General features: G+C 54.4%; 7 protein-coding genes. 6 read left to right on the top strand and 1 reads right to left on the bottom strand.

The window, feature by feature from the left end; genetic code table 11:
* Positions 1–426: 426 nt before the first annotated feature.
* Positions 427–993, bottom strand: a complete 567-nt coding sequence (gene gmhB / locus CWM53_RS10400; RefSeq protein WP_074386821.1) for a D-glycero-beta-D-manno-heptose 1,7-bisphosphate 7-phosphatase — start codon at positions 991–993, stop codon at positions 427–429.
* A gap of 188 nt (positions 994–1,181) precedes the next feature.
* Between gmhB and metN the strand changes: the two genes are divergently transcribed.
* The 6 genes from metN to proS all read left to right on the top strand — a co-directional run bounded on the left by metN (position 1,182) and on the right by proS (position 6,768).
* Positions 1,182–2,213: a methionine ABC transporter ATP-binding protein MetN gene (gene metN, locus CWM53_RS10395; RefSeq protein WP_008807334.1), complete on the top strand. Its 1,032-nt coding sequence runs from the start codon at positions 1,182–1,184 to the stop codon at positions 2,211–2,213.
* Positions 2,206–2,859, top strand: coding sequence for a methionine ABC transporter permease MetI (locus tag CWM53_RS10390; protein ID WP_061155684.1), 654 nt, complete (start codon positions 2,206–2,208; stop codon positions 2,857–2,859). Before metN ends, CWM53_RS10390 begins: the two co-directional genes overlap by 8 nt.
* Before the next feature lie 43 nt (positions 2,860–2,902).
* Positions 2,903–3,718, top strand: a complete 816-nt coding sequence (metQ, locus tag CWM53_RS10385; RefSeq protein WP_074386822.1) for a methionine ABC transporter substrate-binding lipoprotein MetQ — start codon at positions 2,903–2,905, stop codon at positions 3,716–3,718.
* Between the two features lie 107 nt (positions 3,719–3,825).
* Positions 3,826–4,233 carry an Rcs stress response system protein RcsF gene (rcsF, locus tag CWM53_RS10380; RefSeq protein WP_061155686.1) on the top strand — a complete coding sequence of 136 codons (408 nt, stop codon included), beginning with the start codon at positions 3,826–3,828 and terminating at the stop codon, positions 4,231–4,233.
* Positions 4,230–4,937, top strand: coding sequence for a tRNA (N6-threonylcarbamoyladenosine(37)-N6)-methyltransferase TrmO (gene tsaA, locus CWM53_RS10375; protein ID WP_100631599.1), 708 nt, complete (start codon positions 4,230–4,232; stop codon positions 4,935–4,937). The genes rcsF and tsaA overlap by 4 nt, the downstream gene beginning before the upstream one ends.
* Before the next feature lie 112 nt (positions 4,938–5,049).
* On the top strand, positions 5,050–6,768 hold the full coding sequence (gene proS, locus CWM53_RS10370; RefSeq protein ID WP_074386824.1) for a proline--tRNA ligase: 1,719 nt from the start codon (positions 5,050–5,052) through the stop codon (positions 6,766–6,768).
* The last annotated feature ends 16 nt before the right edge of the window (positions 6,769–6,784 follow it).

The raw sequence follows: 6,784 nt of genomic DNA, 5'->3' as shown, positions 1-6,784 counted from the left end.
CATGTGTTAGGCCTGCCGCCAGCGTTCAATCTGAGCCATGATCAAACTCTTCAATTTAAGTTTGATGCTCGTGAATTAAACTTCGTAATGAATTACGTATGTTCACTCAGAGACTTGGTATTCATTTATTGTCCGAAGACATTAAGAATCCATGTCACTTTGAGTGCCCACACAGATTGTCTGATAAATTGTTAAAGAGCAGTTGCGACGCGCTTTAGCGCTCTGTCGCGAGGTGGCGTATATTACGCTTTCCTCTTTCAGAGTCAACCCTGAATTTCAGGATTTTTCTCTTCAACCGAACCGGCTGTTTGTGTGAAGTGATTCACATCTGCCGTGTCGATGGAGGCGCATTATAGGGAGCTCTCCGGGAATGACAAGCGGAAAAATACAATTTTATTTCAACCGCTCATCTTTTAAACGCAACGCTTATTTTTGCTGCTTTTTAATCGCCGCGGGCAGCTCTGCCAGGCTATTTAGCACCCAGTCAGCCACTTTTTCCGCTTCTTCAGTAAGGGGCTTACCGGTACGCACCAACACTTTAGTACCGACATCTGCCGCCGCAGCAGCCTGCATATCTTCCAGTTTGTCCCCTACCATATAGGAAGAAGCCATATCGATATGCAGATAATCGCGGGCGGAGATCAGCATCCCCGGATGCGGTTTACGACAATCACAGGTCTGACGGTACTCCTCCACCGCACCCTGCGGGTGATGCGGGCAATAGTAGATACCGTCCAGGTCGACGCCACGATCGGCCAGAGACCAGTCCATCCATTCGGTCAGCGTTTCAAACTGGGCTTCGGTAAATTTACCGCGAGCAATACCGGACTGGTTAGTGACCAGCACCAGCGCATAGCCCATCTCTTTTAGTTCGCGCATCGCGTCAATGACGCCATCGATAAATTCAAAATTGTCGATTTCGTGGACGTAGCCATGATCGACATTAATAGTGCCGTCACGGTCGAGAAAAATTGCGGGTACTGACTTTGCCACCGGTTTGCTCCTGAAAAAGGCTAGTGCCGTTAGTATCGCATGTTTCAGCATGCAAGAAAGTGCTCATTATAAAGAGTCAGATTGATTTAGACGTCTGGATGCCTTAACATCCATTTCATTGCCAGGCATCGCCTGGATACGGCAGAAGAAAATGCCACGGCAAACGGCTAAACGATAATAAATAACTGATGATTAAACTTTCCAATATCACCAAAGTGTTCCAGCAGGGGAATCGCAGCATTCAGGCGCTGAATAACGTCAGCCTGCATGTCCCTGCCGGACAAATTTATGGCGTCATCGGAGCCTCCGGCGCCGGTAAAAGCACGCTGATTCGCTGCGTCAACCTGCTGGAGCGCCCGACCGAGGGCAGCGTACAGGTTGACGGTCAGGAATTGACTGCACTGTCGGAAAAAGAGCTAACCCGTGCGCGCCGTCAGATTGGCATGATTTTCCAGCATTTTAACCTGCTGGCCTCCCGGACCGTTTTCGGCAACGTCGCGTTGCCCCTGGAACTGGATAACACCCCGCAGGCAGAAATCAAACGCCGTGTGACGGAGCTGCTGGATCTCGTCGGCCTGGGTGATAAGCACGACAGCTACCCAGCTAATCTCTCCGGCGGCCAGAAACAGCGCGTCGCCATTGCCCGCGCACTGGCCAGCAATCCTAAGGTATTGCTGTGCGATGAAGCCACCAGCGCTCTCGACCCGGCCACGACCCGTTCCATTCTCGAACTGCTGAAAGACATTAACCGGCGTCTGGGATTGACCATTCTGCTGATCACCCATGAAATGGATGTGGTGAAGCGCATCTGCGACTGCGTGGCGGTGATTAGCAACGGCCAGCTTATTGAGCAGGACACGGTGAGCGAAGTCTTCTCCCATCCGAAGACGCCGCTGGCCCAGCAGTTCATTCAGTCGACTCTGCACCTGGATATTCCGGATGACTACCAGGCACGCCTGAAACCTACCGCCGCAGCGGACAGTGTACCGATGCTGCGCATGGAATTTACCGGCCACTCCGTCGATGCGCCGCTGCTCTCTGAAACCGCGCGTCGCTTCAATGTGAATAACAACATTATTAGTGCGCAGATGGATTACGCCGGTGGCGTGAAGTTCGGCATCATGCTGACCGAAATGCACGGTACACAGGAAGACACTCAGGCGGCCATCGCCTGGCTGCAGGAACACCATGTAAAAGTAGAGGTATTGGGATATGTCTGAGCCAATGATGTGGCTGCTGTTGCGCGGCGTATGGGAAACGCTGGCAATGACCTTTGTCTCCGGCTTCTTCGGTTTTGTCCTTGGTCTGCCGGTGGGCGTGCTGCTGTATGTCACGCGCCCTGGGCAAATTGCCGCCAATGCCAAACTGTATCGTACCTTGTCGGCGGTGGTGAATATTTTCCGTTCCATCCCGTTCATTATCCTGCTGGTCTGGATGATCCCGTTTACTCGCATAATCGTCGGCACCTCGATCGGCCTGCAGGCGGCGATCGTGCCGTTAACAGTCGGCGCCGCGCCGTTTATCGCCCGCATGGTGGAGAACGCCCTACTGGAGATCCCGACCGGGCTTATCGAAGCTTCCCGCGCGATGGGCGCCACACCGCTGCAGATTGTCCGCAAGGTCCTGCTGCCTGAGGCGCTGCCGGGTCTGGTCAACGCCGCCACCATCACCCTCATTACTCTCGTGGGCTATTCCGCCATGGGCGGTGCGGTGGGCGCCGGTGGTCTGGGGCAGATTGGTTATCAGTACGGTTATATCGGCTACAACGCCACCGTGATGAATACCGTACTGGTATTACTGGTTATTCTGGTTTATCTAATTCAATTCTCTGGCGATCGTATCGTCCGGGCTGTGACTCATAAATAACGTTATTGGCAGACAACACTCATTCTTACAGGAAGGAAATAACATGGCCTTTAATTTCAAAACCTTTGCGGCAGTTGGCGCGTTAATCGGTTCTCTTGCGCTGGTGGGTTGCGGTCAGGATGAAAAAGATCCGAATCATATTAAAGTCGGCGTTATCGTCGGGGCGGAACAGCAGGTCGCTGAAGTTGCGCAGAAAGTGGCAAAAGAGAAGTATGGCCTCGACGTTGAGCTGGTCACCTTTAACGATTATGTGCTGCCAAACGAAGCGCTGAGCAAAGGCGATATCGACGTGAACGCCTTCCAGCATAAACCGTATCTCGACCAGCAGATTAAAGACCGTGGCTATAAGCTGGTCTCCGTTGGCAACACCTTCGTTTATCCGATCGCGGGTTACTCGAAGAAAATCAAATCGCTGGACGAACTGCAGCCGGGCTCGCAGATCGCCGTCCCTAACGATCCGACCAACCTCGGTCGTTCCCTGCTGCTGCTGCAGCAAGTGGGTCTGATTAAACTGAAAGAAGGTGTAGGCCTGCTGCCAACCTCTCTGGATGTGGTAGAGAATCCGAAAAACCTGAAGATTGTTGAGCTGGAAGCGCCGCAGCTGCCGCGTTCTCTGGACGATGCACAGATTGCGCTGGCCGTCATCAACACCACTTACGCCAGCCAGATTGGCCTGACCCCGGCGAAAGACGGTATCTTTGTTGAAGGCAAAGAGTCTCCTTACGTGAACCTGATTGTGGCGCGCGAAGACAATAAAGATGCTGAGAATGTGAAGAAATTCGTTCAGGCTTACCAGAGCGATGAAGTTTACGAAGCGGCGAACAAGATCTTTAACGGTGGCGCAGTGAAAGGCTGGTAATCTTTTCTCACCGTAATATCATTCAGGACGGGCTTCACGCCCGTCTTGTCATTTATGCAAGCACCTGATTCAATAACGCCCTGTTTTTTATTCATTGAGGAAATACTATGCGTGCTTTACCGGTCTGTTTGTTAGCACTCATGTTAAGCGGTTGTTCCATGCTAAGCAGATCCCCTGTTGAACCTGTTCAAAGCACTGCAACCCCCCCGGTTAAATCTGAGCCGAGCAAACCACGCGTAACCCGTCCGGCGCCGGTACGTATTTATACCGATGCGTCAGAGTTGGTGGGAAAACCGTTCCGCGATCTGGGTGAAGTGACTGGTGAGTCATGCCAGGCCTCAAATCAGGATTCCCCACCGAACATCCCAACCGCCCGCAAGCGTCTGCAGGTGAATGCGGCACGCATGAAAGCCAATGCCGTCCTGCTTCACCGCTGCGAAGTGACCAGCGGCACGCCAGGCTGCTACCGTCAGGCGGTTTGTCTGGGCTCGGCGCTTAACGTTTCGGCACAATGAGTGCATTCCAGTTCGCGCAGATAGGCGTTATCCGCTCGCCGTATAAAGAGAAATTTGCCGTTCCTCGCCAGCCTGGGCTGGTTAAGCACGGCGGCGGAGAACTGCATCTGGTCGCGCCCTACAATCAGGCCGACGCCGTGCGTGGCCTGGAAAACTTCAGCCATCTGTGGGTCCTGTTTGTGTTTCATCAGACCATGGAAGGCGGCTGGCGTCCGACGGTGCGCCCTCCCCGACTGGGAGGCAATGCACGGATGGGCGTCTTTGCCACCCGTTCGACGTTTCGCCCTAACCCCATCGGCATGTCGCTGGTTGAGCTGAAAGGCATTCGTTGTCAGAAGGATCAGGTGATCCTGGAACTCGGTAGCCTCGATCTCGTCGACGGGACGCCGGTGGTTGATATCAAACCGTATCTTCCTTTCGCCGAAGCCCTGCCGGATGCCAGCGCCAGCTATGCGCAACAGGCGCCGCTGGCGGGTATGAACGTCAGTTTTACACCGGAAACAGAAGCGCAGTTACTGACCCTGGAAAAACGCTACCCGCATATCAAAGCGTTTATTCGCGAAGTATTGGCACAGGATCCGCGCCCAGCCTACCGTAAAGAGGAAGAAGCAGGAAAAAATTATGCCGTCTGGTTGCTGGATTTCAACGTCCGCTGGCGGGTGATCGCCTCTGGTTTTGAAGTCTTTGCCCTCGAAGCGCGCTAATTTTATTTTCCTCTCTTTTGGCATCTTTGCCACACTGGTAAACTAAACCACTTTTTTTGTTTCAGGCTGGGCAACCAGCCTGTTCCGCTCGTTTAACTGGAACCGTTACAACATGCGTACTAGCCAATATCTGCTCTCCACTCTGAAGGAGACACCTGCCGACGCCGAGGTCATCAGCCACCAGCTGATGCTGCGCGCCGGGATGATCCGCAAGCTGGCCTCCGGGTTATACACCTGGCTGCCGACCGGCGTGCGCGTCCTGAAAAAAGTCGAAAACATCGTGCGTGAAGAAATGAACAACGCCGGTGCGATCGAGGTGTTAATGCCGGTCGTTCAGCCCTCTGAACTGTGGCAGGAGAGCGGTCGCTGGGAGCAGTATGGCCCGGAACTACTGCGCATTGCCGATCGTGGCGATCGCCCGTTCGTCCTCGGTCCAACCCACGAAGAGGTCATTACCGATCTGATTCGCAACGAGCTGAATTCTTATAAGCAGCTGCCGCTGAACTTCTATCAGATTCAGACCAAGTTCCGCGACGAAGTGCGCCCGCGTTTCGGCGTGATGCGCTCCCGTGAATTCCTGATGAAAGATGCTTACTCTTTCCATACCTCTCAGGAATCGCTGCAGGAAACCTACGACGCGATGTATACCGCTTACAGCAAAATCTTCAGTCGTATGGGGCTGGATTTCCGTGCGGTACAGGCTGATACCGGTTCTATCGGCGGCAGCGCCTCTCATGAATTCCAGGTGCTGGCGCAGAGCGGCGAAGACGATGTGATCTTCTCCGACAGCTCCGACTACGCGGCAAACATCGAGTTTGCCGAAGCCGTTGCGCCAAAAGCGCCGCGCGCAGCCGCCACCCAGGAGATGACCCTGGTTGATACGCCGAACGCCAAAACCATCGCCGAACTGGTTGAGCAGTTCAACCTGCCGATCGAAAAAACCGTGAAGACCCTGCTGGTGAAAGCGGTTGAAGGTAGCGCCTTCCCGCTGGTTGCCCTGCTGGTGCGCGGCGATCACGAGCTGAACGAAGTGAAAGCGGAAAAACTGCCGCAGGTCGCCAGCCCGCTGACCTTCGCCACCGAAGAGGAGATCCGCGCTCTGGTGAAAGCCGGTCCGGGCTCCCTGGGTCCGGTGAACCTGCCGATCCCGGTGGTTATCGACCGTACCGTTGCGGTGATGAGCGATTTCGCCGCTGGCGCCAACATCGATGGCAAACACTACTTCGGCATCAACTGGGATCGCGACGTTGCCACGCCGGAAGTCGCCGATATTCGTAACGTCGTCGCTGGCGATCCGAGCCCGGACGGCAAAGGTACCCTGCTTATCAAGCGCGGTATCGAAGTGGGTCACATCTTCCAGTTGGGTACTAAGTACTCTCAGGCGATGAATGCCGCCGTACAGGGCGAAGATGGCCGTAACCAGATCCTGACCATGGGCTGCTACGGTATTGGGGTGACCCGCGTGGTGGCCGCTGCTATCGAGCAGAACTTCGACGATCGCGGGATTATCTGGCCAGACGCCATCGCGCCGTTCCAGGTGGCGATTCTGCCGATGAATATGCACAAGTCCTATCGCGTGCAGGAGCTGGCCGAGAAGCTGTACGCCGAGTTGCGTGCGCATGGCATCGATGTGCTGATGGACGACCGTAAAGAGCGTCCTGGCGTGATGTTCGCTGATATGGAGCTGATCGGTATCCCGCACACTATCGTGCTGGGCGATCGGAACCTCGATAACGATGATATTGAATACAAGTATCGTCGTAACGGTGAGAAGCAGCTGATTAAAACCGGTGATATCGTGGAATATCTGGTTAAAGCGATAAAAGGCTAAGCACCCACCTCAGGGC

The organism is Klebsiella sp. A-Nf5 (genome assembly GCF_002810545.1).
GTDB classification, from domain to species: domain Bacteria; phylum Pseudomonadota; class Gammaproteobacteria; order Enterobacterales; family Enterobacteriaceae; genus Klebsiella; species Klebsiella variicola.
This window is presented reverse-complemented; position numbering and strand designations above follow the sequence as displayed.